Below are 26,133 nucleotides of genomic sequence, written 5' to 3'. Positions count from 1 at the left end.
CGTTCGCCACTCCTTCTGCGCTCAATCGAGCGCCGGCGTTTCGGCATGCAGGAGGCCGCAAAGGCCCCCTGCATGATCCCTGTCTGTCTTACTTCGCGGGCTGCGTAAGGCCGCGCGCTTCGAGCATTGGCTGCACGCTCGGGTCGTGGCCGGTGAAGTTGCGGAACATCTCGCCCAGTTCCTTCGAGTGGCCCTGGCCCAGGAACGTGGCGCGGATGTGGTCGCCATTGGCGCGGGTCATGCCGCCGTTCTGCTCCACCCAGGCCCAGCCGTCATGCGCAAGGACTTCGGTCCAGATGTACGAGTAGTAGCCCGCCGCATAGCCGTTGTCCCAGATATGGCGGAAGTACGGCGTCCGGTAGCGCGGCGGGATAAGGTCCGTCCGCAGGCCTGTCTCGGCCAGCGCCTTGGCTTCGAAAGCCATTGGCGGCAGCGCGGCGGCTTCGGGGCTCAGCGTGTGCCAACGCAAGTCGAGCATCGCGCCGGTGAGCGTTTCGCCCAGCGCAAGGCTCTGGTTGAACTTGCGCGCCGCCTTGATCTTCGTGAGCAGGTCCGCCGGCATCGGCGCGCCGGTCTGATAGTGCTTGGCGAAGTTCTGAAGCACTTGCGGCACGGTCGCGAAGTTCTCGTTGAACTGGCTGGGGAACTCCACGAAGTCCGTGGCGGTATTGCTGCCCGAGAGCGAGGCGTACTTCTGGCTGGCGAAGAAGCCGTGCAGCGCGTGGCCGAATTCGTGGAACATCGTCGTGACATCGTCCCACGTGGCGAGCGGGGGCTGCCCCTCGGCCGGCGGGTCGATGTTCAGGGTGTTGGCCACCACGGGCTTGGTCCTGTTGACGAAGGACTGGTCAACGAAGTTGTTCATCCACGCGCCGCCCTTCTTGTTGGCACGCGCGAAGGGATCGTAATAGAACAGCGCCAGCGACGAGCCGTCCTTGTCGAAGACTTCATAGACGCGCATCGTCGGGTGATAGACCGGCAGGTCGGTGCGGCGCTTGAAGGTGATCCCGTAAGTCTGCGTGGCGGCGTAGAACACGCCGTTTTCCAGCACGTTCCAGACTTCGAAGTAGGGCTTGATTGCCGTTTCATCGAGGTCGTACTTCGCCTTGCGCACCTTCTCGGCATAGTAGCTCCAGTCCCAGGGCTGGAGCGCGTCGGTCACGCCGTCGGCCTTGGCTGCTTCGGTCAGCAGCACAGCTTCGCGGTCCTGCGTGGCGCGCAGGGCGGGAACGAAGCCATTCATGAAGTCCATCGCCTTCTGCGGCGACTTGATCATGCGGTTGTACATCTGGAGCGTCGCGAAGTCCGGTTTGCCGAGCAGCTGGGCCTTCTTGGCGCGTGCCACCGCGATCTGGGTGACGATGCCGGTGGTGTCGTACTGGTCGCCCGAGGAGGTGCGATTGATGCTCGTCTCGAACACCTGCTTGCGGCTGTCGCGGTTTTCGAGCTGGGTCAGAACCGGCTGCTGCGTGAAGTTGAGAAGCGGGATCAGGTACTTGCCGGGCTTGCCCTGATCGGCGGCGCGCTTGGCGGCGGCGGCGATGTCGGAATCGCTCATGCCCTTGAGCTGGGCCGCGTTGTCGAACACCACCGCATGGGCGGCGGTACCGGCGGTCAGCGTCTGCGAGAACTTGGTCTCAAGGGTGGCGATCTCAAGGTTGATCTTCTTGAGTTCGACCTTCTGCACGGGTGAGAGCAGGGCGCCGCGATTGACGAACTTGTCGTACGTCGTGGCAAGCAGCATCGCGTCTTCGCCGGTCAGCGCCTTGCCTTCCGCGCTGTCGTGCACGGCCTTGACGCGGGCGAACAGCGCGGCGTTGAGGTAGATATCGTCGTTGAGCGCGGAGATCTGCGGGCTGACGGCGGTGTCGGCAGCGTCGAGCGTGTCATTGGTGTTGGCCGACGTGAGCTGGCTGAACACGTTGTAGACCCGGTCGAACATGCTGCCCGCGCGCTCCATGGCGACCACGGTGTTCTCGAAAGTCGGCTTGGCCGGGTTGGCGGCGATCGCCTTGATTTCGGCGCGCTTGGCGGCAATGCCGGCCTCGATCGCGGGCTGCCAGTCGGTGTCCTTGTAGAGGGGAAAGTTCGGCGCCTGGAATTGCAGCGTGCTGGGTTGGGCAAACGGCCCGGCATAGGCGGTTGCAGCGGCGGGCGCCGCGCTGGCCTTGGCATCCTTGGCAAGAGCGGTCATCGGCATGCCTCCAAGCAGGCCGGTGCCCAGCACGAGGGGGGCAGCAGCGGCCATGAGCCGGGTCTTCATCGGTCATTTCTCCTGGCGGCGGCAACCCTGAAAGATGTGCCGGCATCCGGGGGAGCGTTTGCGTGAAGCCGGCTCCCCTGGCGCCGGTGAGGGCGCCGCAGGTGGTGGAAGCCATGGGTTGAAGCGCAGAAATCCGCCACAGGCAAGCGCTCACACGCACCATTCCGGCGCATTGCGCAAGCGGGCTTACGGGCTTTCGTTATCGCCAAGCGCAATGACGCCGGAGCGCAACCATGTTACGCTCCGGCGCCTCGACGGTCGCGCCATGCCTCTGTGAAGAGGCGAGTTTGCCGGCGGGGGGATTTCCGGCCCGGTCAGTTCGACCGGAAGCGACCGTTCGACCAGATCTGCATGGGTTGCTCGCGGCCTTCGTCGTGTGCGCGCACGCGATCCTCAAGCTGGCGATCGAAGATCAACGAGCCGGTGCGGCGGGCAAAGCGGCTGCGGCGGTAAGGAAGTTCGGCCCCAATGTTCATAATGTATCTCCTCTCACGCCCAGCAACGCCGAAGCGGCGACTAGGTTCCCACTTTGGGACAGCGAATCCGAGGAAGGAGTCAGGTCAAAAGAGTTAGGTCAAGGAAATCAGGCCACCAGATTCTGGGCTCGGATTCAGGTCGCAGAAAACAGCGCCAGTGGCAGGCGCGTACCCGCGGCGGCGTCGGCCAGCGTGGAGCGGTCCAGTTCGGCCAGAAACGCGCCCACGGCATTCCGCAGCAGGCCGGTGAGCCCGCAGGCCCCCTTGAGCAGGCAATTGTCGCAATCGGCCGGTTGCAGGTTGGGCTCGGTCAGGCGCACGACTTCGCCCAGTGTGATGTCGCTCGCCGGGCGGCCGAGGCGAAAGCCGCCGCCGCGCCCGCGCACCGTCTCCAGCAAGCCCGCGTTCCCCAACAGGTTCACCACCTTCATCGCATGATTGCGCGAGATCTCGTGCGCTTCAGCCACTTGCGCGATCGAGAGCAGGTGATCCCGGTCCATGGCGGCGTGAAGCAGGATGCGCAGGGCGTAATCGGTGTGCGCAGTCAGGCGCAATCGCGGTCTCCGTAAATTGATGCTTCTGGTTTACATCTTTTTCAATCGACGTATAGATGCATTCAGTTTGCATCTTTAAAAGGACGACTCGACATGACTGCTCCTCTCGGCGAACGGACCGTCGCCATCGTCAAGGCCACCGCGCCGGCGCTTCAGGAACATGGCGTGGAGATCACCACGCGTATGTACGAACGGCTTTTCGTGAATGAGGAGGTGCGGGCGATGTTCGACCAGGCTGCACAGCAGTCGGGCGAGCAGCCGCGCCGGCTTGCCGCTGCGATCCTTGGCTATGCGCAGAATGTCGACAAGTTGCAGAAGCTGGATGGCGCCGTGGCCCGCATGGTCCATCGCCACGTCGAGACCGGGGTGAAGGCAGAGCACTACCCGCTCGTGGCCGAAGCGCTGCTCCCCGCGATCCGTGACGTGCTGGGCGATGCCGCCACCGACGAAGTGCTCGCCGCTTGGGGAGAGGCATATTGGTTCCTCGCCAATCTTCTGATCGGCAAGGAAGAGGAAGCTTACGCCGAGCGCGAGATGGCGTGACCGCCCTCGCGGTCGAGCCGGTCCTCAGCGCGTGCCGACGCCGCGATCGAACTGGGATTGCAGGTTCGCCAGCGTCGTCGGACTGACCGGCGGGAGTTCCTGCGCCGCCTTGCCCTTGCGCAGGGCGGCGCGGTCTTTTTCCGGGGGCTCGACCACGCGCACGCGGACGGCCGCCTTGCCCTTGCCGCGAATGCCAAGAGCTTCTGCGGCGCCGCGTGACAGGTCTATCACCCGGGCGCTCTCGCCATAGGGCCCGCGGTCGTTGACGCGCACCACGATGCGGCGGCCGGTGTCGAGCGAGGTCACTTCGACGTAGCTCGGCAGTGGCAGCGTCTTGTGTGCGGCCGTGATCCAGTCGGGACGGAAGCGCTCGCCATTGGCGACCTTGTTGCCGGATTCGTTGCCGTACCACGTGGCGTAGCCGAGCACGTCGTAATCGGGCTGGGTCGCGGGCGAATAGGTGACGCCGCGCACTTTGTAGGGCGCGCCGACGCGCACCGGAACGTCGCTGACCGCGCGGAACTTTGTCCCGCCGCCGCAGGCCGATAGCGCCATGGCCAGCGTGACTGTCAATGCGAATGCGGGCCTCCGCGCGCCCGTTAAACTGCCGCTCATTTGAAATTCCTAGCTTTATGGGCGTCGCCGTGTCCAATCGTTCCGGCGCTGACTGCGGGCGGGTCGCCGGAACCGGGGCCGCGTCCGGCAGGTTGTCCACGGCTGAAGGAGTGCGCGCATGTTCAAGTCGATCGCGGTGGCCACGCGCGACCGGGGGCGGATGGCCGAAGTCTCTGCCGTGATTGCGCGTTTCGGGCTGGAATCACTGGCGGTCCGGCTGGGGCTGGGTGAGAGCGACAGCCGCGAGGGCGTGGAAGCCCGCGACCTGCCGACACGCACGCGCCGCGCGCTGGAGGCGCTGGGGCCGACTTACGTCAAGCTCGGCCAGATCCTCGCCACCCGGCGGGATCTGCTGCCTGACCCGTGGATCGCCGCCTTCGAGCAACTGCAGAGCGATGCCCCGCGCCTGCCGTTCGAGCAGTTGCGCGCCGAAGTGGAAGCCGCACTGGGCGAAACGCCCGAAACCGCCTTCGCCGCCTTCGATACCGAACCGCTGGCGGCGGCCTCGATCGCGCAAGTCCACCGCGCCCGGTTGCAGGACGGCACTGAGGTCGTGGTCAAGATCCGCCGCCCCGGCATTCGCGCCCGGATGGAGGCGGACCTCCGGCTCATGCGCCACCTCGCGGCATTGGCCGAGGCGCGGAGCGGCGCAGTGCGGCGGATGCGGCCGACGGCGATGATCGAGCAACTGGGCCGCGAGATCCTCGACGAGCTGGATTTCGCCAACGAAGGCCGCAACGCAGACCTGCTGCGCGCCGATCTCGCCTCGCTGGAACATGTCATCGTGCCCCGCATCCACTGGGAATGGACCGGCGAGCAAGTGCTCGTCATGGACTATGTCGAGGGCATTCCGCCGCGCGACCCGGCCGCACTCAAAGCCGCCGGGATCGATCCTTCGCGCATCGCCTTGCTGGGGGCGGAACTGGTACTGGAGATGGTGCTGGTCAACGGGCGCTTCCACGCCGATCCGCATCCCGGCAACCTGCTGTGCATACCGCCGAAACAACCGGGAGACGATGGGCTGGCCTTGCTGGACCTTGGCTCGGTCGGTTTCGTCAGCCCGCGAAGACAGCACGAATTCCTGACTTTCATTCTCGCCCTGCGCAGCGGTGATCCGCGCGGCGTGGCCGACATGCTGGTGGCATGGTCCGAAGGGGGTGATATCCCGCGCGAGACGTTGCTGCGGGCCTCCGAGCGCCTCGTCTCGCGGCATGGCACCGGCAAGCTCGTGCTCAATGCGATGGTGGCGGATTTCTTCCCGCTGCTGCGGCAGGAGGGGCTGGTGTTGCCGCCCGACCTTGTGCTGATCTTCAAGGCGATGGTGACGATGGACGGCGTGCTGGCGGGCATCGCCCCGGACTTCGACCTTTCGGATGCGCTGGGCCGGATGCGCGGCAAGCTCGTCGCCTCGCGGCTGTCGCGGCTGACCGAGCCGGATAAGCTGGAAGCCGCGCTGCTGGAATTCTCCCGCGTGGCCGAAGAGGCGCCCCGTTTCCTGCGCGCCGCTGCCGCGAGGATGGAAGCGCCCGTCTCTCAGGCCCGCGACGAGAGCGCGGCCAGAGCCATCAAGCTGGCTGGATGGCTGGTAGGCGGCGCGGTGGTGTTTCACGCGCTTGCCGCCTTGTTGATCCACTGGGCCTGAACCAGCGCCCGCCGTCCGTAGTCCGTAGTCCGTAGTCCGTCGTTCCTCCACCGTCGTTCGTCATTGCGAGCGGAGCGAAGCAATCCAGAGCGGTTTGGGCCTGCTCTGGATTGCCGCGCGTCTTCGCCGCTCGCAATGACGAGGGTGGGAAAACGGTGGGCGATAATCAAGTGTGGCCCGTGTAGCCCCCTTAGGTCGCCGCCCACTGTGTTAAGGGCGAGGCGCTTACTTGCGCGCCGCTTCTGACTTGTCGCGTGCTGCCTTGAATTCCGAACCCGGCTTCCACTGCGGCCACCGGGACGAATTGGCGAGGTCGGTACCGATCGTGCGGATCAGTTCGATATCCTGCACCGCGCCGTCCATGTTCCAGTCCGGCGACCACATGTCGCAGGCCTGATGGTAGCACTGGCCGGTATAGGCATCGATCCATGCCTGACCCGCCTTGACGCCACCTTCCTTGAGGTCCGCCGCGCCGGCGATGCCCATCAGCAGCATCACCGGCACGCCGCGCTTGGCGAAGGAGAAATGGTCGGCCCGGTAGAACAGCCCACGCTCGGGCAGGCCCTCGGGTGTCACGCGGCGGCCTTGTGCAGCGGCGACGCGGGCCATGTCGTCCTCCAGCGTATCCTGACCCTTGCCGATCAGCGTGACGTCGTTCGCGGTGCCTGCCGTCTGGAGCACATCGATGGCGAGGTTGGCGACCGTCTTCTCCATCGGGAACACCGGATTGGCAGCGTAGAATTCGGAGCCGAGCAGCCCGCGCTCCTCCGCCGTCCACGCGGCGAAAACGACCGAGCGCTGCGGCGGCGTTTCCGCCTTCATGACGCGGGCGATGTCGAAGAGCGCGGCGATGCCGATCCCGTCGTCATTGGCGCCCGCGCGGTAGATGCGGCCCTGCGCGTCCGGAGCGCCCTTGCCATAAGCGTCCCAGTGGGCGCCGAACATTACCACTTCGTCCTTGCGCGTGGTGCCGGGGATCTGGGCCAGCACGTTGTGGCTCATGACCTGTTCGTGGTTCACCTGCACATCGGCATCGAACGCTACGCCCTTGAGTTCCACGGGCTTGAAGTCGGCCCGCCGGGCGGCGGTGGAGAGTTTTGCAAGGTCCAGTCCGGCCGAAGCGAACAGTCGGGTTGCCGCATCGCCCGAGAGCCAGCCTTGCAGGGCCAGGCTGGTGAGCTTGCCCGGCGTGCGTACGATGTCGTAATTCTCGCCGCCCGGGCTGGTGACGACGTTCCAGCCATAGCCAGCAGCTTCGGTCTCGTGGACGATCAGCGCGCCGATCGCGCCTTGCCGCGCGGCTTCCTCGAACTTGTAGGTCCAGCGGCCGTAATAGGTCATCGTCCGGCCGCCGAACTTGCCCGCGACCGGCTCGCCGCTGGAGGTGTGGAAATCGGGATCGTTGATGAGGAAGACCACGACCTTGCCTTTGAGGTCGGCGCCCTTGAAATCATCCCAGCCGCGTTCGGGCGCGTTCACGCCGTACCCGACGAAGACCACCGGCGCGCCGGCGATCCGTGCCGTGTCGTCCGGGCGCACGGTGGAGATGTAGATGTCTTTCGCCACCTCGACCGGCATCGTGCCCTTGGGACTGGTAAAGGCAAGCGTTCGCGGCGCTCCCAGCCGGGTGTGCAGCAGCGGCACCTTCTGCACCCACTGTCCGTCAGGCCCTGCGGGCTGGAGGCCGAGATCCTGGAAGCGCGCGATCAGGTAGCCGATGGTCCGCTCCTCGCCCACGGTGCCGGGCGCGCGGCCCTCGAACGTGTCGGAGGAGAGCGTCTTCACGTCGGCAACGATCCGCGTGGGATCGATGGCGTCCTTGGCGAGGGCAGGGTGCGAGGCGGCGGCGAGCAGGGCTGCGACCAGAATGGGGATGCGCGGGGGGGATATCGTGTTCATGCCTCACGCTTTTAGATCGCGAAGTGGGGGAGGCAAGGGGCGGTGCTTGTCTGCGGGGCCTTCGACAGGCTCAGGCTGAGCGGGATTGGGAAGTGGTTTGGGGTCTGCGGGTTCCGGGGCGCTGCGGATGTGCCCCTATTTATAGAATCCTTCGCGCAAGTTTATCCCGTGTTCCAGCCACGCTTTCATCGCTGCCAGCATCCCGGTCCAGCCTTCGCAATTGCCGTAGGAGGCCTTGATACCTTCCGGCGTGTCCAGCCAGCCTTCCTCGGAGATCTGGACGCGCGTGCGGCCATCGTCGAGCGCTTCGAACGTCATGGTCACGAGCGTCCGATGTGTGCCGTCCGCGCCTGCCGGAACCGCGCTCTTGTCGCCGTCCCAGCGCAGGACGATGCGCTTGTCCTTCTCGACCTCGACCACATGGACGGGGAAGGCGCCGGGGAAATCGTGGAAATCCCAGGTGACGACGGCACCCGTCTCAAGCCGGCCTTTCGCGCCGCCGGTGGTGAAGAATTCGGATAGCGTGTCAGGGTTCGCGACGGCTTCGAAAACCTCTCCGACAGGCTTTGCGATCCGGCCTCCGACAGTGAACTTCGGCGTCATGGCTCGACTCCCTTGCAGGTCGATCCGATTATGTTATGATTTTGTAACATGTCAACCGACGATCAAGACGACGCGCTGTTCAAGGCGCTCGGGCACCGGGTGCGGCGGCGCATGCTGGACGTGCTGAAGGAACGCGCCTCCACGACCGGCGAACTCTGCGCGTTGATGCCCGAACTCGATCGCTGCACGGTGATGCAGCATCTCAAAGTACTGGAGCAGGCCGGGGTGCTGATCGTCGAGCGGCGCGGGCGAGAGCGGTGGAACCATCTCGACGCGCTGCCGATCCATGCGATTCACGAGCGCTGGATCGGCCCCTACGCCGCTTATGCCGTGTCGATGCTCAGCCGCCTCAACCGTATCGTCGGCGAGCCGGAAAGTCCCGGCGTGGCACCCGATATAGAAGCATCACGCTGAGATAAAATCAAGCACCATGAACTGGTTATGGGGGCTTTCTGCGTAGTCCGCGAAAGGCGGGCACGAGGTGAAGCCACCCTTGCGGTAGAGCGCGATGGCCGGTTGGTGCAGCTCTGCCGTGCCGGTTTCCAGATAGAGCCGCGCATAGCCACGCGCACGGGCTTCGGAGATCACATGATCGAGCAGGGCACGCCCGACGCCGGTTCCCCGCGCTTCGGGCGCCGCGCGCATCGATTTTACTTCGCCTTCGCCGTCGCCCAGATCCTTGAGCGCGGCGAAACCGGCAAGCAGGTCCCCGCGCCAGGCCGTCCAGAAGGTCACTTCCGGTGCCGAAAGGCCGCTGGAATCGAGCGCGAAGGCATGCTCGCCCATGACCGAGGCCAGCTCGGAAAGGTGATGGGTGAGCAAGTCGGCGACATAGGGCGCCGTCGGATCGTCGATCCGCAGGGTGAGCGTTGCCGTGACCATGATCGGGTTACTTCGGCTGATAGGTCTGTTCGACGCCGGGGAAAGTGCGGGCGCGCACTTCCTCGGCATATTTGGCTGCCGCCTCGGATACCAGCGTGGCCATGTCGGCATAGCGCTTCACGAAGCGGGGCACGCGGTCGAACATGCCCAGCATGTCCTCGGCCACCAGCACTTGTCCGTCGCACTGCGCCGAAGCGCCGATGCCGATCACGGGCACTTCAAGGCTCTGCGTGAGCGCGACCGCGATCGGTTCCACCACGCCTTCGACGACAACCGAGAAGGCGCCCGCATCCGCCACGGCCTTGCCGTCGGAGATGATCTTGGCGTGCTCTTCCTGGCTGCGTCCGCGGGCGCCGTAGCCGCCCAGCGCGTTCACGGCCTGCGGGGTGAGGCCGATGTGCGCCATCACCGGAATGCCGCGGCTGGTCAGGAAGGCGATGGTTTCCGCCATGGCGACGCCGCCCTCCAGCTTGACTCCGGCGCAGCCCGTCTCGGCCATGAGCCGCGCGGCCGAGGCGAAGGCCTGCTGCGGGCTTTCCTCGTAGGAACCGAAAGGCATGTCCACGATGACCAGCGAGTGATAACTGCCGCGCACCACGGCGGCACCATGGGCGATCATCATGTCCAGCGTGACGGGCAGGGTGGAGGGCAGGCCATAGATGACCTGCGCCAGCGAATCCCCCACCAGCAGAATGTCGCAATGTTCGTCCAACAGTTGTGCCTGCCGGGCAGTATAGGCCGTTAGCATGACCAGCGGCTCGGCGGTCAGGCCGCCGGATTTGCGGCGCTGAATGGCAGGAACCGTCAGGCGCTTCATCGGTGCCGGAGTGGGATTGGCGCGGCTGGTCGCGGTGTCGAGCTGGAAGGTCGTGGACATGGCTCGGGCTTTTAGCGGGCTCGTCCGTGCTCGGTAAACCCCATTAGCTCGATGTCTTCGGCACAGCCCGGAACTGGCCCCATTATGCGGTCCAGATACAGCAAAACTGGGGAACCAAGCGCGTTATCGCTTGCGATGTTCGGGCATGGCGCTAGCGTCGCCGCCATACAAGAACTCGGGGGTCCAATAATGTTCGGACGCGTAAAACCGCTCGACGCCATTCTGGCGACGGCGGAAAAGAAATCTCTTCACCGGTCGCTCGGACCCGTGCAGCTGACGCTTCTGGGTGTCGGCGCAATCATCGGCACCGGTATTTTCGTTCTCACTGCCGCGGCGGCCCAGAAGGCCGGGCCCGGCATGATGTGGAGCTTCGTGATCGCCGGCGTCGTCTGCGCCGTGGCGGCACTGTGCTATTCGGAACTGGCCTCGATGGTGCCGGTTTCGGGTTCTGCCTACACATACAGCTATGCCGTCGTCGGCGAATTGTTGGCCTGGATGGTCGGCTGGGCACTGATCTTGGAATATGCGGTTGCCGCATCGGCCGTTTCGGTCGGCTGGTCGGGCTATTTCATGGGCCTGCTCAAGAGTTTGACAGGGTTCCAGTTACCCGAATTGTTATCGGCGGGGCCCAGCTGGTCGCTCACCGGCGTTGATTTCAGCCACGGCATCATCAACGTCCCCGCCATCTTCGTGGCGCTGGCGGTGACGGCGCTGCTGGTGATCGGCACCAAGGAAAGCGCCACTTTCAACGCAATCCTCGTCGCCATCAAGGTCGCCGCGCTTACGATGTTCATCGCGCTGACCCTGCCGGTGTTGAAAGTCGAACATTTCGAGCCTTTCACGCCCAACGGCTGGTTCGGCCCGGCGGGTAGCAGCGGCATGGGCGTCTTCGGCGCCGCCGCTTCGATCTTCTTTGCCTATGTCGGCTTTGACGCGGTTTCCACCGCGGCTGAGGAAACCAAGAACCCGCAGCGCAACGTGCCGATCGGCCTGATCGGCAGCCTTGCGATCTGCACCGTGTTCTACCTGCTCGTCGCCGGCGGCGCGATCGGTGCCGTTGGCGCGCAGCCGACCGCAGCGGGCATTCAGCCCGGCTCGCCCGAGTTCGCCGCACAGTGCGCCGCACTCGCCAAGCAGGGCGCAACGCCGCTGGTCTGCTCGAACGAGGCGCTGGCCCAGGTTCTCCGCTCGATCAACTACACCCGCGCGGGCGACCTCATCGGTCTGGCCGCCAACCTTGCGCTTCCCTCGGTCATCCTGATGATGCTCTACGGTCAGACCCGTATCTTCTTCGTGATGGCGCGCGACGGACTGCTTCCCGAGAAGCTGGCGACCGTCCACCCCAAGTGGAAGACGCCGCACATCGTGACCATGATTACCGGCGTCTTCGTGGCGATTGCCGCTGCGCTGCTGCCGGTAGGCCAGCTTGCCGACATCTCGAACTCGGGCACGCTCTTCGCGTTCCTGATGGTCTCGGTGGCCGTGCTGATCCTGCGAGTGCGCGATCCCAAGCGCGTCCGTCCCTTCCGCACCCCGCTGGTGTGGGTGGTGGCGCCCTTCGCGATCATCGGCTGCGTGGTGCTGTTCTTCAACCTGCCGGTTGAAGCGATGCTGGTGCTTCCGGTCTGGGGCGGCATCGGCCTCGTCGTCTACTTCGCTTACGGTTACCGCAAGAGCCATGTCGGCCGCGGTATCGTCGAGACCCACGAGGAAGACTTCGACGCTCCGCCGCAGCCGCTTCCTCCGCACTGAGGCAGGGCTTCGCGAAAACAGGAAAGGGGGCTTCGCGCCCCCTTTTTTGTTGCCTTGTGTGCACAGGTTGTCCCTCGATTATCCCCGTATTTTCCTCTGGTTTTCCCGTAGTTGTCCACAATGCGACAATCGTTTTAATCGGCCGTGCCGGTAGCACGAAATTTACCAATTGATGCGAGACTCCCGGCAAGGCACAGTCAAACCAGGTCTATCGTCATGGCAATCATCAAGGCGTTGATCCCGGCTTTCCTGCTTACAGGGGTCGTATCGCTGATCATCGGATCGCAAGGCTCGCGCGGGGGAGCGCTCACGATCACGCATACCCTCTACCAGGGGCACGAGTTCTATTGGTCCTGGCCGTTGTTCCTCGGCGCCACCGGACTGGCCTGGGCGATCTTTTCGATGCTCGAATAAGCCGATGCGCGGAGCGAAGGGGAGGTGCGGGCGTTGATGCGGCATGATCTTTCCCATCGACCGCGTGGCGATGTCGCTCATTCTGCTTGCCTGTCTCGGGCTGGCGACGGCGGACTGGCTGCACGACCATCCCGGAAACAATCCCTGGGCGCCGCTGACGCTGGCTGAACGTCCGGGTTGGGCGACCAGCCGCAAGCTGGCGGCGCTGCGCGTCGACCCCGCCGCCTGTCAGTCTTTCCTCCTGCGCAGCGATTTTCCCGGCGAGGCCCTCCCGCCGGTGGGCGAAGGTGCCTGTCGTCGGGCCGACCGGCGGATGCTCGGATTCCCCGGCCCGATGGCGCTCGCTCTCAAGCCTCGGCATGCGGAGGGAACCTGCGCGCTGGACATGGGTCTGGCGTGGTGGCTGCGGCACGGCGTCCAGCCCCATGCGGAAGTGATCTACGGCAGTCCCGTGGTGCGGATCGAGCATCTTGGCACGGTGAACTGCCGGCGCATCGGCAACGGCGATACCGGCAACTGGAGCGAGCACGCCACCGGCAATGCCATTGACGTGGCGGCCTTCGTGCTGGCCAATGGACGGCGAATAGAGGTCCGGCGCGACTGGAAGGGCGGCATCGACGACGCGGTCTTCCTCCATGCCGTTCGGGACGTGGCCTGCAAGAGTTTCGCGACCGTGCTTTCGCCGGACTACAATGCCGCGCACGCCGATCATCTGCATCTCGATCAGGCGAACCGCGTGGGTGGCTGGCGGGCCTGTCATTAGTCCGGGGCGACAGGAGGAGCGCGACCCCGGCGTCGGTGGATCAGGTGTTCATTCCCAACACATCCAGCGTGTGCTCCGCGATCATCCGTTCTTCATCGGTTGCGATCACCCAGGCTTCGACCGCCGCTCCTTCAGGACTGATTTTGTCCTCGCCGCGCTGGTTGGCGTGCGGATCCGCGGAGAGACCAAGCCATCCGCATTGGGCCAGAACCTCGGACCGGGTGCAACTGTCATGCTCGCCGATGCCGGCGGTGAAGACTAGGGCGTCCAGCCCGCCCAGGGCAGCCGCCATCGAACCAATCTCGCGAACGATGCGATAGACGAAAAGGCCAGTGGCTTCGCCCGCTTCGGGCGCATCTGATTCCCGCAAGGTGCGCATGTCCGAGGATATGCCAGAGACGCCGAGGAGCCCGGATTCCTTGTAAATGAGGCGCTCGATCGCTCGGGCATCCATGCCCTTTTCATCCATGAGCCAGATCAGGACGCCAGGATCGATGCTGCCGCAGCGGGTGCCCATCATGAGGCCTTCGACCGCAGTGAAGCCCATGGTGCTGGCAATGCTCTTGCCGTCGCGGATCGCGCAAAGGCTGGCCCCGTTGCCTAGATGCGCGACCACGACCCGCGCTTTCGTGAGATGCGGCGCAACATCGGCAATGCGTCGGGCGATGAATTCGTAGGACAGCCCGTGGAAGCCATATCGCAGCACGCCCTCGGCGGTGAGTGCGCGTGGTATGGCGTAGCGTCGTGCCTGCGCCGGTTGCGTGGCGTGGAAGGCGGTATCGAAGCAGGCTACTTGCGGAATTTCGGGCACTTCGTCCCGCAAGGTGCGGACGGGCGCAAGGTTGTGGGGCTGGTGCAATGGGGCGAGCGGGATCAGCGCCTCCAACTGCGTGATGACCTCGGAATCGATCCGTACCGGAGCGGCGTAGTGCGTTCCGCCATGGACTACGCGATGGCCGACGGCTGCCAGGGTGTGGCCGGCCAGCCGCTCGCGCACTTCGGACACGATGGCGCGTGTGCCGATCCCATGGTCGAAGCCTTGCGGATCGAAATCCTGGGTCCCCGCGACGGCGCCGTCCGGCCCCTTCACTATCAGTTTCGGGGCGACTCCGATGGCTTCCACCTGACCTCGAAGCAGCGAGGAGAGGCCTTTTGCGATATCGTAGACGGCGAATTTGATACTGGACGAGCCCGCGTTGAGAACGGCAACAACGGAAGTCATGCCCGATCCTCTCTTTCAAGTGACGATATTCGGCCCATCCCGGGCGCATGAACGGCACGGCAGGCGTTCCGATCCGGCGCCGGCCCGACCTCGCGGCTCATAACGCGCTGATAGCTTTCGCCTGTGCTTCGCGGGCATGTTGGGCGACAAGCGATGCCACCGCACAACTCGCCCGGCGGGCGAGGGTGCTATCCGCCCGGCTCGTCAGAATGACGGGCACTCTTGCTCCCAGCACAATGCCGGCGGCATCCGCACCGGCAAGGAACGTAAGGCTCTTGGCCAGCATGTTCCCCGCTTCGAGATCGGGCACGATCAGGACGTTCGCCCTCCCGGCCACGGGCGAGGAGATTTTTTTGATTCGCGCTGCTTCCGGGTCGATCGCGTTGTCGAGCGCCAGTGGGCCATCGAGGGTTCCTCCGGTGATCTGGCCGCGATCCGCCATCTTGCACAATGCGGCCGCCTCGATCGTGCTGGGCACGTTGGGATTGATGGTTTCCATCGCCGAAAGGATGGCCACTCTGGCTTCCGCACGAAGCGCGTGACAAAGGTCGATGGCATTCTGGACGATGTGGACCTTTGCCTCGAGGTTCGGGGCAATGTTCACGGCGGCGTCGGTGATGATCAGGGCGTCGTCATGGCCGGGGACGTCCATGACGAAGCAGTGGCTGATACGGCGTTCGGTGCGAATGCCGGTGTCGCGCGCAACCACTGCGGACATCACCTCATCGGTGTGGAGGCTGCCTTTCATCAGGGCCTCTGCCCTGCCTTCTCGCACAAGCTCTACCGCCTTGCAGGCGGAGTCATGACTGTGCTCGGAGGCGACTACCGGGTAGCCGGCGATATCGATGCCATGCTCTTTGGCAACGGACATCAACTTGTCGGGCGGGGCAACGAGTATTGGTTGAATGAGGCCAAGCTGTGCGGCTTCGACAGTCGAACTCAACGAAACTTCGTCGCAAGGATGAACAACAGCAGTCGGCAGCGGTGGGGCGCTGCGGGCAATCTCAAGAAGCCGCTTGTAGCGGGCATGCGTTTCGCCGCTCATGCAGATTGTCCTTGTCTTTCTTGTCGTTCTTCAGGGCGCTGGTCTTTGTCGCAGTTCCGTAGAGCGGCAAAAGCGTGTCGTGATTGAGAAACGTAAGTCGGTTCACAATTCCAACTTGCTCTTGAATGGACTCATTATGAATCGTGTAATTTTTCTTAAAATCGATGTATAGTATGGTCACTAAAAGACTCACTCAACTCGGCAATTGTCCGTCATTGGAATCATGGTTTGACCGGATTGCAATGACAGTATGGGTTAGTAACTTAACTATCTTAAGGATTATATTTCATAGTTGATCGCGAGTTTCTTCCTTTGGTGGGAAGTTGGTGGCGACCATGACGCTGTAATATCTATAAAATGTCGAATTCTGCGAAGCTGGCAATGCGTGATTGGCCTTCCGACGTGCCTTTCGCGCCCGATTGTCGAGTTTGCTTTTGATTCCGGTGGCTCACACGGAGGAGGGAGTTATGGCCGACGCTCGCTTGGAACTGGGTGACTCTGGCAGCATCCGTAAGGTCATTAGGCGCGAAGATTTCGCCGTGACCCGGATCGATGTACCCGAAGGGTGCGACCGTCGTGCGTTCATCGTGCGCTCCGCCCTGGCCACCGCTATTGCCGCCCTGACCGGTAACCCGGTCGCTTCGTTCGCGCAGGCCGTCGCAGCCTCCCCGATGTCGGGAATGAGCCCGAACCTTGAAGTGGTAAGGCGCTCCAAGGGGCCGGTGATGACGACGGTGGACGAGATGTACAAGGTCGGCCCCGGGCCGTCTTCATCCCACACCATTGGGCCGATGCGGATCACCTATGACTTTTACCAGCGTGCCATCAAGCTGCCGCCGGACCAGTTGAACCAGGCGACGGCGCTGAAGGTCCACCTTTACGGCAGCCTCAGTGCCACGGGGAAAGGCCACGGTACCGAGCGTGCGTCGCTGGCCGGGCTTGTCGGCAAGGAGCCGGCAACCATCGACCCGGCTTTCCTCGACGATCTTGCCGCCAATCCGAACCAGTCGTTTGACGTGAAGCTCGGGCCGAAGACGATCAAGGCTTCGCTGGCGGACGTCACTTTCGATGAAGTTAAGGGGGACTGGCCACATCCCAACACCATGACCTGCAAGCTGCTAGCGAACGACAAGGTCCTGCTCGAGCAGGAGTATTACTCGGTCGGCGGCGGGTTCATTGAATGGAAGGGCTATACTCCGCCTAAAAAGGGCGCGCCCAAGTATCCCTATTCGACGATGGCTGAAGTGCTGGAGCACACCCGGACGGCCAATATTTCCATCGGCCAACTCGCCATGGCGAACGAGATCGCGGTCTCCGGCAAGTCTGAGACCGAGATCAATGCCTATCTCGACAAGATCCTTGGCGCCATGCGGGCGACGGTAAAGACCGGCATTGCCGCGCCGATGTCGGTGCTGCCGGGGCCGATAAAGCTCAAGACCAAGGCGCACGATGTCTATACGCGGGCCAATCAGGCAGAATTGACGTCCACCCAGAGGGCCATCGCGCTGGTCTCGGCTTTCGCACTGGCGGGCTCGGAAGAGAACGCTCGCGGGCATCTTGTGATCACTGCCCCGACGGGGGGATCGGCAGGAGTCATGCCCGCAGTGGTGGTTTCGCTCGGGCCCGAGGGCACGAAGCTGACCGACGATGCGCTGCGGCGGGGTCTGCTGGCCGGCGCGCTGGTGGGCTATCTCGGCAAGCACAATGCCACTCTGTCGGGTGCCGAGGGCGGTTGCCAGGCAGAGATCGGAGTCGCCTCCGCCATGAGCGCCGCGCTGATTGCGGAAGCTTATGGAGAGCCTCCACAAGTCGTTGCCAATGCGGCGGAATCCGCACTCGAACATCACCTGGGCATGACCTGCGACCCTGTAGCGGGTTTCGTCCAGATCCCCTGTATCGAACGCTGTGCCTTCGGCGCGGTCAAGGCATGGACGGCCTACATGATCACCAAGAACGAAATTCCGGCGAACCGCCGTGTCGACTTCGATACGACAGTCGCGGCGATGGCGCTCACCGCGAAGGAGATGAACAGCAAGTACAAGGAAACCTCCGAAGGCGGCCTCGCCGTTTCGCTGGTATTGTGCTGAGCGGGCGATGGCGCAGAAGGCCGCCCAGACCGCAACGGGCACGGGAGCAACGGGCCTGGCCATAAGCGCCTGGCTCGTCGCATCCGTTTTCTACTTCTACCAGTACATCCTTCGCTCCGCGCCGGCCGTGATGGTCCCCCAGTTGACCGAGGCCTTCGGACTGTCGGCAGGCGGTCTCGCCGCCATGCTTGGCCTGCTGTACTACGGCTATTCGCCGTTCAGCCTCGTTGCCGGCGTGGCGATGGACCAGTTCGGCCCTCGGAAGGTGGTGCCGTTCGGGGCGGCCTGCGTCGCTATCGGCTCGCTCATGTTCGCGAGCGGCGATCCGGCGATCGCAAGTGTGGGCCGGTTTCTCCAAGGCGCGGGCGGTGTCTTTGCGCTGATCGGCGCGGCCTTTATCGCGACCACCCGCTTTCCCGCCGCGCGCGCCGCAACCCTGATTGGCGTTACGCAGATGTTCGGCATGGCGGGCGGATCGGCGGGACAATTCGCTGTAGGGCCGGCGATCGCCGCAGGGCTTCGTTGGCAGACGTTCTGGATTGGCATGGCGGTCGCCGGGCTGGTGATCGCGGTCCTTCTGTTCGCTTTGCTGCCCGAAACGGCGGCGAAGGCGCCGGGCGAGGGTTCGAGCGTCAGTTGGGTGCGCAAGGCCCTGTCGGCGCTGGGCGCGGTCTTTTCCAATCCGCAGTCATGGCTCTGCGGGCTGATTGCCGGCCTCATGTTCATTCCGACAACGATCTTCGACATGACCTGGGGGGTGCGCTTCCTGGAGGAAGGGCATGATATCCCTTATGCCGAAGCAGTCATGCGCTCGGCCTCGGTGCCGTTGGGCTGGATCATCGGCTGCCCACTGATGGGCTGGCTGTCGGACCAACTGGGCAAGCGGCGGCCCGTGATCATTGCCTGCGCGGCAGTGCTGCTCGTCACGCTGATCGTCATCCTCCATGCACCGCACGGGGCCGTGCCGCCAATGACGCTGGGACTGATCGCCGGCATCGCATCCGGTGCCGCTATGATCCCTTACACGGTCATCAAGGAAGCCAACCTGCCGCAACACAGCGGTACGGCTACCGGCGTCGTCAATTTCATCAATTTTTCCTTTTCGGCCCTGCTTGGCCCGGTTTTCGGCGCGCTGCTCACGCGGGCGAGCGGGGGCGGCGAGCGGGAGCTCGGCCACTATCAGATAGCCTTTGAACCGCTGATCTACGGAGTTGGCATCGCGATCCTGCTTGCCTTCGTTCTCAAGGAGACGGGCAAGGGGAGGCGGCCCGATCGGGCTGCCGTGCGGGCGGATTGACAGCCTCGGCGACGGGAGACAAGTCTTGGCAACGCAACAGAAATCGACGCAGCACGGAGCAACGGTGCCGGGGCCCGACAATCCCTGGGCGGGGTTCGAGGCCGGTTTGTGGCAGCGCGAGATCAACGTCCGCGCGTTCATCCTCAAGCATGTGACGCCGTATTACGACGGGGAAGACTTTCTCGCCGGCCCGACACCCCGGACCACGGCAATCTGGGATAAGCTTTCCGCCCTGTTCGTCGAGGAGCGGAAGAAGGGCGTGCTGGACGTCTCCCACATTCCCAGTTCCATCACGGCGCATGAACCCGGCTACATCGACAGGGACCGGGAGATCATCGTCGGCTTGCAGACCGATGCACCGCTGAAGCGGGCGATCATGCCCAACGGCGGGTTCCGGCTGGTCGTCGCCGCATTGGAGGCCTTCGGCTACGAGCCGAAGCCCGATGTGGTCGAAACTTTCACGAAGTACCGCAAGACGCACAATGATGCCGTCTTCGACGCCTATACGGAAGACGTCCGGAAGTGCCGTTCCTCGCACATCCTGACCGGCTTGCCCGATGCCTATGGCCGTGGCCGCATCATTGGCGACTACCGCCGGGTAGCGCTTTATGGCGTTGATCGGCTTGTCCAGGTCAAGCAGACCGAAAAGGCCGAACTCGACCGCAAACCGTCGCTCGATGACGTGATCCGCGACCGCGAGGAACTTGCCGAACAGATCCGCGCCTTGGGTGAACTGAAGGAGATGGCGGCCAAGTACGGATTCGACATCTCCCGTCCGGCGGCCTCCGCGCGGGAAGCGGTGCAGTGGCTCTATTTCGGCTACCTTGCCGGCGTGAAGGAACAGAACGGCGCCGCCATGTCGCTGGGCCGGACATCCACGTTCCTCGACATCTATTTCGAGCGCGATCTCGCTGCGGGACTCCTCACCGAAGAGCAGGCGCAGGAGATCATCGACGATTTCGTCATCAAGCTTCGCATCGTCCGTTTCCTGCGCACGCCGGAATATGACGAACTCTTCGCAGGCGATCCGACCTGGGTGACCGAGAGCATTGGCGGGATGGCGGATGACGGCCGGCCGCTGGTGACGAAAACGAGCTTCCGTTTTCTGCAGACGCTCTACAATCTCGGCCCGGCGCCGGAGCCCAACCTGACCATCTGGTATTCGCCCGCGCTTCCCGAACCGTTCCGGCGCTTCACCGCCAAGGTTTCGATCGACACCTCCTCCATCCAGTTCGAGAACGACGCGACCATGCGCGGGGCCTGGGGCGACGACGGCGCGATCGCCTGCTGCGTTTCCCCAATGGCGGTCGGCAAGCAGATGCAGTTCTTCGGCGCCCGCGCCAACCTTGCGAAGTGCCTGCTCTATGCCATCAACGGGGGACGGGACGAAGTCTCGGGCAAGCAGATCGGCCCCGCATTGCCGCCGCTTACGGACGACACGCTCGATTTCGACACCGTGGTCGAACGTCTCGAAACGATGATGGACTGGCTGGCCGGAACTTACGTCAGCGCCATGAACGTCATCCACTACATGCATGACAAGTACGCCTACGAGCGGATCGAGATGGCGCTGCACGACTATGATCCGTTGCGGACCATGGCCTTCGGCATCGCCGGAATGTCGGTGGTGGCCGACAGCCTGTCCGCCATCCGCTATGGCGCCGTAAAGCCGATCCGTGACGACACCGGACTGATCGTTGATTACGAGACGACGGGCGATTTCCCGAAATTCGGCAACAACGACAACCGGGTAGACCACATGGCGGCCTGGCTGGTTTCCACGTTCATGAGGAAACTGCGCCGCTATCCGACATATCGGAATGCGCTGCACACCCAGTCAGTCCTGACCATCACGTCCAACGTGGTCTACGGCAAGGCCACCGGGCACACGCCTGATGGCCGGCGGCAGGGTGAGCCTTTTGCTCCGGGCGCCAATCCCATGCATGGGCGCGATAGTCATGGCATCCACGCCTCGGCCGCATCGGTCGCGAAAATCCCCTATCGCGACGCGGCAGACGGCATTTCCCTGACCACCACTCTGGTGCCGACCGGCCTCGGGGCGACGCTCGACGATCGCATCACCAACCTGACCGCGATCCTCGACGCCTACTTCGGGGCAACCGGCTATCACATGAATGTGAACGTGCTCAATCGCGAAACGCTGATCGATGCGATGGATCATCCCGAGAAATATCCGAGTCTTACCATTCGGGTGTCCGGTTACGCGGTCAATTTCGTGCGACTGACGAGGGAGCAGCAGACGGACGTCATCAACCGTACGTTCCACGGCGAATGACATGGTGCCGCGCGATCTCGCCGAGACAGTCCTTACCGCGAACAGTCCCTACGACATGCGTCTGGCACAAGGAGAACGCGTGCCCGAAGACGAGATGCGCGAGGCGCTGGCGTCCGGAGATCTCGGCTTCCTGCACAGCTTTACCACGGGCTCCGCAGTGGACGGTCCCGGTTTGCGGGTGGTCGCATGGACCACAGCCTGCATGTTCCGCTGCGCCTATTGCCACAACCCGGATACCTGGACGCTGCGCAACGGCATCCCTGTCACCATCGGTCAGGCCACTGCTTTTCTGCGCAAATATGCGCGTGGCCTCAAAGTGATGAAAGGAGGCTTCACGCTTTCGGGCGGGGAGCCGCTGCTGCAACCGCGCTTCGCGGTGAAGCTGTTCGCGGCGGCAAAGGACATGGGGATCCACACCGCCGTGGAGACCAACGGTTTCAATGGCGAAAAGCTTACGGACGAAGAGTTGAATCTCATCGACCTCGTCATCCTCGACATGAAGGCCATGTCTCCGGCCCAGCACAAGCGCGTCACCGGGCTGGAGGACAACGCACCGGTCCTTGAATTCGCCCGGCGGCTGGCCGCGCACAAGCGACCGATGTGGCTGCGCTACGTTCTCGTCCCCGGCCTGACCGACATGGTGCAAGAAATACAGGGCGTCGCCGAATTCGCGGCCTCTCTAGGCGTAGTCGAACGCGTGGAAGTTCTGCCGTTCCACCAAATGGGCCGATACAAGTGGGACCGCCTCTCCATCCCCTATTCGCTGGCCGACACGGCCACTCCGTCGCTTGCTCAAGTTGATGCCGCAGCGAATATTTTTCGCGGTTTCGGCCTTTGGGATGTCTAAATACAATCACCGATAAAAATACAAAATTTCACCTATTTGAAGTCCCGGTACAAAACGTAAAATAGCTTACAATTCCAGAGCTATGTCAGAAGAGTACAGGCTTTTCTGGCGTATTCTTGTTGTGGGGTATGTGTCCATGTCGAGAAAGAAGATCGGAATCATTGCTATTCTGGCTTTGGTCATCGTCGCGGCGGCGTGGTTCTTCCTGAGAAAGCCTGGAATGCCGGCAGGATTTGCGTCCGGAAACGGCAGGCTGGAAGCGACCGACTATTATATTTCCGCAAAGCGCGCAGGGCGAATTAAGGAAGTTCTGGTCGACGAGGGCGATACGGTCGAGGCCGGCCAGATAATCGCCCGCATGGACACCGAGGAATTGGAGGCCGCGGTCCGGGAGGCGCAGGCCAAGATCGCTCAGGCCGAGGCCCAGAAGCAGGTCGCGATCGCCAACAAGGGCTATGCCGCCGCGCAGGTTGCGGTGCACCAGGCCGACTATCAGTACGCCCGCAGCACCCACACCCGCTCGCAAGGGCTGGTCAAGCAGGGCGCTGTCTCCGAACAGGAAGCGGAAGTCGATCTGGCCCGTCAGTCCGCAACCGGCGCTGAAGTCGTCGGCGCGAAGGCGCAGGTCACGCAGGCCCAGTCACAAGTCGCGGCAGCCGATGCGGAAATTCTTGCCGGGCGCGCGCAGGTAGATCGCCTTCAGGCCGAAATCCGTGACGCGGTGCTCACTGCTCCGATCCGCGGACGTGTCGAACGCCGCATTGCGCAGCCGGGTGAAGTGCTTGCCTCGGGTGGGCGCGTATTGTCGGTCCTCGATCTTTCCGATGTGTTTATGTACATCTTCCTGCCGACAGAAGTTGCCGGCAAGGTGGCCATGGGCAGCGAGGCGCGCATCGTGCTCGACGCGGCGCCGAACAACCCGATCCGCGCGACCGTATCGTTCGTTTCGCCCGAGGCGCAGTTCACGCCCAAGACTGTCGAAACGGCCGAAGAGCGCTTCAACCTCACGTTCCGCGTCAAGCTGCAGATAGACAAGGAGCGGCTGCGCGAGTTCGAACCGCTGGTGAAATCGGGCATTCCGGGCATGGGCTACGTCCGCACCGATCCGAACGCGGCCTGGCCTGAATCCCTGACCCCGAGAGGCGCGCCCAACTGGGCCAAGACAGGAACGCCCCGCCCGGCAGGAACTCCTCGTCCGGCAGGGACTGGCGCCGGCTCGACGGGAGCGGCTGGGAGCGGGGCTGGCAAATGAGCCTCGTCGTCTCTGACGCACCTTGCGTGAGTATCCGGGATGTCACGCATCGATACGGCAAGACCGTATCGCTTGACCGGGTGAGCCTCGACATCCCGTCGGGCCGCATGATCGGCATGATCGGGCCGGACGGCGTCGGGAAATCCACCCTGCTTGCAATCGCGGCGGGCGTGCGCAAGCTGCAGGAAGGGACGGCAACTGTCCTGGGCGGCAATATCGACGATCCGGCGTTTCGCAACAGCGTGGCCTCGGGCATCGCATATTTGCCGCAAGGTCTCGGCAAGAACCTGTACCCGACACTGTCGATTTTCGAGAACGTGGACTTCTTCGGCCGCCTGTTCGGGCAGTCGGCCAATGAGCGCGCCATGCGCATCGATGACCTGCTGCAATCAACGGACCTCGAGCCTTTTCGCCACCGCCCGGCAGGCAAGCTTTCGGGCGGCATGAAGCAAAAGCTCGGCCTGTGCTGCTCGCTGATCCATGACCCCGATCTGCTGATCCTCGATGAGCCCACCACCGGCGTCGACCCACTCGCCCGGCGGCAATTCTGGGAGCTGATCGATCGTATCCGCCTGCGCCGGCCGCAGATGAGCGTCATCGTCGCCACTGCCTACATGGACGAAGCGCAGGGCTTCGACTGGCTGGTGGCGATGAATGCCGGCAATGTCCTGGCTACCGGTACGCCGACGGAGATCTTCGAGCGTACGGGCTGCGACAATCTCGAAAAGGCGTTCATCAGGCTGCTGCCCGAGGAAGCCACTCGCGGCCACAAGGAGCCTGTCATAACGCCGCTGGTGAAGCGCTCCGATGTGCCGGCGATCGAAGCCACGGGACTGACCCAGAAGTTCGGCGATTTCACAGCTGTCGATCATGTGAACTTCAGCATCGAGCAGGGTGAGATATTCGGATTCCTGGGGTCGAACGGCTGCGGAAAGACCACCACGATGAAGATGCTGACCGGCCTGCTGCCGCCCTCGGAGGGCGTGGCCAAGCTGTTCGGCAAGGAAGTGAAGGGTGGCGATCTCGACTCCCGCCGCCGGGTCGGCTTCATGAGCCAGGCCTTCTCGCTCTATACCGAACTTACCATTCGCCAGAACCTGCTGCTTCATGCCCGGTTGTTCGACATGCCGGACGAAAAGGGCAGGGCGCGCGTGGAAGAGATCATCCGCGACTTCGGGCTGCAGGAAGAGGCTGACACGCTGGCGGAAGCCCTTCCGCTCGGCATCAGGCAGCGCCTGTCGCTGGGCGTGGCGGTCCTGCACGAGCCGGAAGTCCTGATCCTCGACGAGCCCACCAGCGGCGTCGATCCGGTCGCCCGCGACGGGTTCTGGGAGCTGCTGATCCGCCTCTCCCGGGAAAACGGCGTAACGATCTTCCTCTCCACGCACTTCATGAACGAGGCGGAGCGTTGCGACCGGATGTCGATGATGCACCGAGGTACGGTCCTGGCGCAGGGCCCTCCCGCTGAACTGGTCAGGGAGCGTAACGCTTCGACGCTGGAAGAAGCCTTCATCGGCTATCTCGAAGATGCGGCGGCGGACCTCAAGGCCGAGGAAGCGAAGGCAAGCACGGTCAGTGCCGAACTGAAGGTCGAGGAAGACGCGTTGCAGGCTGAGCCTGCGCTCATGCAGCCCGGAGAACTGCCGGAAAGCCACGCCAGCAAGCGGGCAGGGCGCTTCACGTTTGCGCGCGTCTGGGCCTTCGCACGGCGCGAGGCGATCGAGATCGGGCATGACAGCGTGCGGCTCACTTTCTCGATCCTCGGGCCCATATTGCTGATGATCGTTTTCGGCTTCGGCATCACGCTGGATGTCGAAAACCTTACCTTTGCGGTGCTCGACAACGACCAGACGCCGACCAGCCGCATCTATTCCGATGCCTTCCGCGGATCGTCCTATTTCGACGAGCGGCGTCCCATTCGGAACTACGATGAAGTCGATCGGCGGCTCCGCAATGGCGAACTGCGCTTCGTCATCGAAATCCCGCCCGGTTTCGAGCAGGCATTGGAGCGTGGGGGGCAGCCGCGCGTGCTTGCATACCTTGACGGCGCCAACGCCTTCCGCGCCGAAACGTCGAGAGGCTATATCGAGGCCGCCCATCGCCGCGTCGAAGGGCAATTGCGGCGGCAGTTCGGCATCCCGCCTGCCCAAAAACCCATGAATATCGACGTGCGCGCGCTCTACAACCAGTCGTTCGAGAGCGTCTACGCGATGGTGCCGGGCAATATCATGCTGTTGCTCATGCTCATCCCCAGCATGCTCACGGCCCTGTCGGTCGTGCGCGAGAAGGAGCTGGGTTCGATCGCCAATTTCTACGCCGCACCGGCGACGCGCGGCGAGTTTCTTCTGGGCAAGCAGCTTCCCTATGCATTTATTGCCCTAGTTCAGTTCCTGACCCTGGTGCTTATTGCAGTAATCATATTTGGAGTGCCGATAAAGGGCAGCGTGTCGACCCTGTTGGTTGGCGGAGTACTGTTCGTTCTGGCGTCTACCGGATTCGGTTTGCTGATATCGGTCTTCGCCAGCACCCAAACCGCCGCCATCTTTGCCGCAGCCATTATCGCGATCCTTCCGGCGGTGCAGTTCTCTGGCATTTTCGTGCCCGTTTCCTCGCTGACGGGAGGGGCCTCGATTGCGTCCTTCATCTTCCCGAGTACCTATTTCCAGGCAGTGAGTGTCGGCACGTTCACCAAGGCGCTGGGCTGGGCGGCGCTATGGCGCAGCGTTGCCGCGCTGGGCATCATTGCCGTGACATTTTTCAGCCTTTCGGTTCTTCTTCTGAAGAAGCAGGAGGCTTGAGCCATG

At 63.5% G+C, this 26,133-nt stretch carries 22 protein-coding genes; 12 read left to right on the top strand and 10 right to left on the bottom strand.

The window, feature by feature from the left end; all coding sequences use genetic code 11:
• Positions 1-88: 88 nt before the first annotated feature.
• The 3 genes from AC1VVM_RS13205 to AC1VVM_RS13195 all read right to left on the bottom strand — a co-directional run bounded on the left by AC1VVM_RS13205 (position 89) and on the right by AC1VVM_RS13195 (position 3,293).
• Positions 89-2,263, bottom strand: coding sequence for a M3 family metallopeptidase (locus AC1VVM_RS13205; protein ID WP_482904289.1), 2,175 nt, complete (start codon positions 2,261-2,263; stop codon positions 89-91).
• A gap of 314 nt (positions 2,264-2,577) precedes the next feature.
• Complete coding sequence (locus tag AC1VVM_RS13200; protein ID WP_165912071.1) at positions 2,578-2,739, bottom strand: hypothetical protein; 162 nt, start codon at positions 2,737-2,739, stop codon at positions 2,578-2,580.
• Positions 2,740-2,873: 134 nt separating this feature from the next.
• Positions 2,874-3,293: an Rrf2 family transcriptional regulator gene (locus AC1VVM_RS13195; protein WP_482904288.1), complete on the bottom strand. Its 420-nt coding sequence runs from the start codon at positions 3,291-3,293 to the stop codon at positions 2,874-2,876.
• Between the two features lie 93 nt (positions 3,294-3,386).
• Here AC1VVM_RS13195 and AC1VVM_RS13190 point away from each other — a divergent pair, with 93 nt between their 5' ends.
• A complete protein-coding gene (locus AC1VVM_RS13190; protein WP_132385514.1) occupies positions 3,387-3,836 on the top strand; it encodes a globin domain-containing protein in 450 nt (149 codons plus the stop codon).
• Between the two features lie 24 nt (positions 3,837-3,860).
• Here AC1VVM_RS13190 and AC1VVM_RS13185 read toward each other — a convergent pair whose 3' ends face one another.
• Entirely contained in the window at positions 3,861-4,451 is a 591-nt protein-coding gene (locus AC1VVM_RS13185) for a septal ring lytic transglycosylase RlpA family protein (RefSeq protein ID WP_482904287.1), read from the bottom strand.
• Positions 4,452-4,569: 118 nt separating this feature from the next.
• Between AC1VVM_RS13185 and AC1VVM_RS13180 the strand changes: the two genes are divergently transcribed.
• On the top strand, positions 4,570-6,093 hold the full coding sequence (locus AC1VVM_RS13180; RefSeq protein WP_482955146.1) for an ABC1 kinase family protein: 1,524 nt from the start codon (positions 4,570-4,572) through the stop codon (positions 6,091-6,093).
• Positions 6,094-6,318: 225 nt separating this feature from the next.
• Here the strand turns inward: AC1VVM_RS13180 and AC1VVM_RS13175 are convergent, their stop codons facing one another.
• Positions 6,319-7,992 (bottom strand): M28 family metallopeptidase, encoded by a 1,674-nt coding sequence (locus AC1VVM_RS13175; RefSeq protein ID WP_482955145.1) that lies wholly within the window; start codon positions 7,990-7,992, stop codon positions 6,319-6,321.
• A gap of 135 nt (positions 7,993-8,127) precedes the next feature.
• Positions 8,128-8,595 (bottom strand): SRPBCC family protein, encoded by a 468-nt coding sequence (locus tag AC1VVM_RS13170; protein WP_482904284.1) that lies wholly within the window; start codon positions 8,593-8,595, stop codon positions 8,128-8,130.
• Between the two features lie 48 nt (positions 8,596-8,643).
• Between AC1VVM_RS13170 and AC1VVM_RS13165 the strand changes: the two genes are divergently transcribed.
• Positions 8,644-9,009, top strand: coding sequence for an ArsR/SmtB family transcription factor (locus AC1VVM_RS13165; RefSeq protein WP_482904283.1), 366 nt, complete (start codon positions 8,644-8,646; stop codon positions 9,007-9,009).
• Here the strand turns inward: AC1VVM_RS13165 and AC1VVM_RS13160 are convergent.
• Together AC1VVM_RS13160 and panB are read right to left on the bottom strand one after the other, a co-directional pair.
• Positions 9,001-9,477 carry a GNAT family N-acetyltransferase gene (locus tag AC1VVM_RS13160; RefSeq protein ID WP_482904282.1) on the bottom strand — a complete coding sequence of 159 codons (477 nt, stop codon included), beginning with the start codon at positions 9,475-9,477 and terminating at the stop codon, positions 9,001-9,003. The two genes, AC1VVM_RS13165 and AC1VVM_RS13160, sit on opposite strands and share 9 nt — an antisense overlap.
• Before the next feature lie 7 nt (positions 9,478-9,484).
• Positions 9,485-10,354: a 3-methyl-2-oxobutanoate hydroxymethyltransferase gene (panB, locus tag AC1VVM_RS13155; protein ID WP_482955144.1), complete on the bottom strand. Its 870-nt coding sequence runs from the start codon at positions 10,352-10,354 to the stop codon at positions 9,485-9,487.
• A gap of 186 nt (positions 10,355-10,540) precedes the next feature.
• On the opposite strand from panB, the gene AC1VVM_RS13150 reads away from it, so the two are divergent.
• From AC1VVM_RS13150 to AC1VVM_RS13140, 3 genes are all read left to right on the top strand, one after another.
• Positions 10,541-12,106, top strand: coding sequence for an amino acid permease (locus AC1VVM_RS13150; RefSeq protein WP_132385790.1), 1,566 nt, complete (start codon positions 10,541-10,543; stop codon positions 12,104-12,106).
• A 216-nt stretch (positions 12,107-12,322) separates the two neighbouring features.
• Positions 12,323-12,520, top strand: a complete 198-nt coding sequence (locus AC1VVM_RS13145; RefSeq protein ID WP_482904280.1) for a hypothetical protein — start codon at positions 12,323-12,325, stop codon at positions 12,518-12,520.
• A 43-nt stretch (positions 12,521-12,563) separates the two neighbouring features.
• Positions 12,564-13,283 (top strand): extensin-like domain-containing protein, encoded by a 720-nt coding sequence (locus AC1VVM_RS13140; RefSeq protein WP_482904279.1) that lies wholly within the window; start codon positions 12,564-12,566, stop codon positions 13,281-13,283.
• Between the two features lie 40 nt (positions 13,284-13,323).
• Here the strand turns inward: AC1VVM_RS13140 and AC1VVM_RS13135 are convergent, their stop codons facing one another.
• Both AC1VVM_RS13135 and AC1VVM_RS13130 read right to left on the bottom strand, forming a co-directional pair.
• Complete coding sequence (locus AC1VVM_RS13135; protein ID WP_482904278.1) at positions 13,324-14,505, bottom strand: acetate/propionate family kinase; 1,182 nt, start codon at positions 14,503-14,505, stop codon at positions 13,324-13,326.
• Between the two features lie 97 nt (positions 14,506-14,602).
• A complete protein-coding gene (locus AC1VVM_RS13130) occupies positions 14,603-15,550 on the bottom strand; it encodes a phosphate acetyltransferase (protein ID WP_482904277.1) in 948 nt (315 codons plus the stop codon).
• A 467-nt stretch (positions 15,551-16,017) separates the two neighbouring features.
• Between AC1VVM_RS13130 and AC1VVM_RS13125 the strand changes: the two genes are divergently transcribed.
• The 6 genes from AC1VVM_RS13125 (at position 16,018) to rbbA (ending at position 26,127) form a co-directional block, all read left to right on the top strand.
• The gene (locus tag AC1VVM_RS13125) at positions 16,018-17,637 is read left to right on the top strand and encodes an L-serine ammonia-lyase (protein ID WP_482955143.1); all 1,620 of its coding nucleotides are present in this window, start codon (positions 16,018-16,020) and stop codon (positions 17,635-17,637) included.
• Between the two features lie 7 nt (positions 17,638-17,644).
• Complete coding sequence (locus AC1VVM_RS13120) at positions 17,645-18,934, top strand: MFS transporter (RefSeq protein ID WP_482904275.1); 1,290 nt, start codon at positions 17,645-17,647, stop codon at positions 18,932-18,934.
• Between the two features lie 25 nt (positions 18,935-18,959).
• Positions 18,960-21,230, top strand: coding sequence for a formate C-acetyltransferase (gene pflB, locus AC1VVM_RS13115; RefSeq protein WP_482955142.1), 2,271 nt, complete (start codon positions 18,960-18,962; stop codon positions 21,228-21,230).
• A 1-nt stretch (position 21,231) separates the two neighbouring features.
• Complete coding sequence (pflA, locus tag AC1VVM_RS13110; protein ID WP_482955141.1) at positions 21,232-22,077, top strand: pyruvate formate-lyase-activating protein; 846 nt, start codon at positions 21,232-21,234, stop codon at positions 22,075-22,077.
• Positions 22,078-22,297: 220 nt separating this feature from the next.
• The gene (locus tag AC1VVM_RS13105; RefSeq protein WP_482904272.1) at positions 22,298-23,329 is read left to right on the top strand and encodes an HlyD family secretion protein; all 1,032 of its coding nucleotides are present in this window, start codon (positions 22,298-22,300) and stop codon (positions 23,327-23,329) included.
• Entirely contained in the window at positions 23,326-26,127 is a 2,802-nt protein-coding gene (gene rbbA, locus AC1VVM_RS13100) for a ribosome-associated ATPase/putative transporter RbbA (RefSeq protein WP_482955140.1), read from the top strand. Before AC1VVM_RS13105 ends, rbbA begins: the two co-directional genes overlap by 4 nt.
• Positions 26,128-26,133 lie beyond the last annotated feature (6 nt).

It is taken from the genome of Novosphingobium sp. BL-S-33 (assembly GCF_056857025.1).
The sequence above is the reverse complement of the archived record's forward strand: the minus strand, read 5'-3'. Positions and strand labels throughout refer to the sequence as shown.

Excerpts from the sequence above, each read along its gene's own strand:
- AC1VVM_RS13205 (WP_482904289.1), bottom strand. The coding sequence starts at position 2,263 with ATGAAGACCCGGCTCATGGCCGCTGCTGCCCCCCTCGTGCTGGGCACC.
- AC1VVM_RS13200 (WP_165912071.1), bottom strand. The coding sequence starts at position 2,739 with ATGAACATTGGGGCCGAACTTCCTTACCGCCGCAGCCGCTTTGCCCGC.
- AC1VVM_RS13190 (WP_132385514.1), top strand. The coding sequence starts at position 3,387 with ATGACTGCTCCTCTCGGCGAACGGACCGTCGCCATCGTCAAGGCCACC.
- AC1VVM_RS13185 (WP_482904287.1), bottom strand. The coding sequence starts at position 4,451 with ATGAGCGGCAGTTTAACGGGCGCGCGGAGGCCCGCATTCGCATTGACA.
- AC1VVM_RS13180 (WP_482955146.1), top strand. The coding sequence starts at position 4,570 with ATGTTCAAGTCGATCGCGGTGGCCACGCGCGACCGGGGGCGGATGGCC.
- AC1VVM_RS13175 (WP_482955145.1), bottom strand. The coding sequence starts at position 7,992 with ATGAACACGATATCCCCCCCGCGCATCCCCATTCTGGTCGCAGCCCTG.
- AC1VVM_RS13170 (WP_482904284.1), bottom strand. The coding sequence starts at position 8,595 with ATGACGCCGAAGTTCACTGTCGGAGGCCGGATCGCAAAGCCTGTCGGA.
- AC1VVM_RS13165 (WP_482904283.1), top strand. The coding sequence starts at position 8,644 with ATGTCAACCGACGATCAAGACGACGCGCTGTTCAAGGCGCTCGGGCAC.
- AC1VVM_RS13160 (WP_482904282.1), bottom strand. The coding sequence starts at position 9,477 with ATGGTCACGGCAACGCTCACCCTGCGGATCGACGATCCGACGGCGCCC.
- panB (WP_482955144.1), bottom strand. The coding sequence starts at position 10,354 with ATGTCCACGACCTTCCAGCTCGACACCGCGACCAGCCGCGCCAATCCC.
- AC1VVM_RS13145 (WP_482904280.1), top strand. The coding sequence starts at position 12,323 with ATGGCAATCATCAAGGCGTTGATCCCGGCTTTCCTGCTTACAGGGGTC.
- AC1VVM_RS13140 (WP_482904279.1), top strand. The coding sequence starts at position 12,564 with ATGATCTTTCCCATCGACCGCGTGGCGATGTCGCTCATTCTGCTTGCC.
- AC1VVM_RS13135 (WP_482904278.1), bottom strand. The coding sequence starts at position 14,505 with ATGACTTCCGTTGTTGCCGTTCTCAACGCGGGCTCGTCCAGTATCAAA.
- AC1VVM_RS13130 (WP_482904277.1), bottom strand. The coding sequence starts at position 15,550 with ATGAGCGGCGAAACGCATGCCCGCTACAAGCGGCTTCTTGAGATTGCC.
- AC1VVM_RS13125 (WP_482955143.1), top strand. The coding sequence starts at position 16,018 with ATGGCCGACGCTCGCTTGGAACTGGGTGACTCTGGCAGCATCCGTAAG.
- AC1VVM_RS13120 (WP_482904275.1), top strand. The coding sequence starts at position 17,645 with ATGGCGCAGAAGGCCGCCCAGACCGCAACGGGCACGGGAGCAACGGGC.
- pflA (WP_482955141.1), top strand. The coding sequence starts at position 21,232 with ATGGTGCCGCGCGATCTCGCCGAGACAGTCCTTACCGCGAACAGTCCC.
- AC1VVM_RS13105 (WP_482904272.1), top strand. The coding sequence starts at position 22,298 with ATGCCGGCAGGATTTGCGTCCGGAAACGGCAGGCTGGAAGCGACCGAC.
- rbbA (WP_482955140.1), top strand. The coding sequence starts at position 23,326 with ATGAGCCTCGTCGTCTCTGACGCACCTTGCGTGAGTATCCGGGATGTC.